This is a genomic window from Roseibium sp. RKSG952 (genome assembly GCF_009711355.1).
In genome coordinates, this window is the sequence record NZ_SMMF01000507.1 from 1 (window position 1) to 1,453 (window position 1,453).

General features: G+C 57.7%; 1 protein-coding gene. It reads left to right on the forward strand.

The genetic code is table 11. The annotated features are described in order from the left end of the window. A partial coding sequence (locus E1297_RS48975; RefSeq protein ID WP_368669435.1) for a DUF6851 domain-containing protein occupies window positions 1-1,453 on the forward strand: 1,453 nt, incomplete at both ends.

Below are 1,453 nucleotides of genomic sequence, written 5' to 3' on the forward strand. Positions count from 1 at the left end.
CGGCCCAGGTGGCGGCAATGGCGGCCCAGGCTTTCCGGGAGATGACATACCCGGTGACGATGTTGACGACGACATCACCGATCCCGTTGACGATGTCGTCGATGACGTGACAGATCCGGTCGATGATGGTGACGACGGCGATGACGTGACTGATCCGGTCGACGATGGTGACGATGGCAATGACGACACGACGGACGACCAAGGCCTGATTGTCGACGAAGACACAGAAGCCGTGACCACAGGCGACGGCGATGACAACATCGAAATTGCAGCTGAAGTCGGCACAGTCGACCTTGGTGCCGGCAACGACCAGCTGACTGTTAGCGACTATGTCGACGCTGCCTATGGTGGCGACGGCGAAGATGTCCTGACCGTCAACATGAGCACCGGTGACGTGGACATCGTTGATAACGATGGTGTCGTCACGATCATTGACCGCTTCTCCGGTGAGGAGATGGTCACGGAAGGCTTTGAAACCATCGAATTCACCGATGCGACCTACTCTGCCGATGAATTGGCCGATCTTTTCGGCGCAGATGCGGCAGAACCGATCATGCAGGTTGCCGAGGGCAGCAGCTATCTGACTGTCAATGATGACGATCCGTCGATCAGCGTCATCTGGGACCGTGTCATCCAGCAGGCTGTCATTGAAACCGACACGGTTGTCGGGCCGACGATCGCTTCCCGTGCGTATGCGATGATGCACACGGCCATGTATGACGCATGGTCGTCTTTCGACGAGACTGCGGTGCGCGTTTCCTTCGATCAGGAAGGCGACAACTTCAAGGTGACCGGCGCCGACGATGAGGCCAAGGCGAAAGCCATGAGCTATGCGGCGATCACCGTCCTGCAAGAGCTGTTTCCGGACATGGAAGATCTCTATGTCGAGGTCATGGAAGAGCGCCTCGGCTTCTCGATGGAAGACGACGGCTCGGTCGAAGCCGAGATCGGCATTGATGCCGCTGAAGATCTTCTCGCATTGCGCGCCGAGGACGGATCGAACCAGGAAGGCGATTACGCCGATACGACCGGCTACACCCCCGTCAACCCGAATCCGGACGAGATCAACGACATCACCAAGTGGACGCCGGAAAACGTTCCGATCGACCCGGAAGATCCGGAAGTCGAGCAGAGCTTCCTGACCCCGCAATGGGAAGAAGTGGAAAGCTTTGCGCTGCCGGAGACGGCAGATGGCGAGACGGACTTCTCCCAGACGCTTCCACCTCAGCCCCAGGACTTCTTCACGGAAGAATATGCAGGCTCTGTTCTCAACTTTGATGCACAGACCATCACGCTGGACAACGCAATCACGATTGACGGTGTGACCTATGAGGCAGGCGAAGACATCCCGGTCAGTCAGGACCTGATCGGTTCGGTGATCAACGCCGGCTTCATCGAACAGGCCGAAGACATCGTCGACATTTCGGCGAACCTGACCGACGAGGAAAAGGTG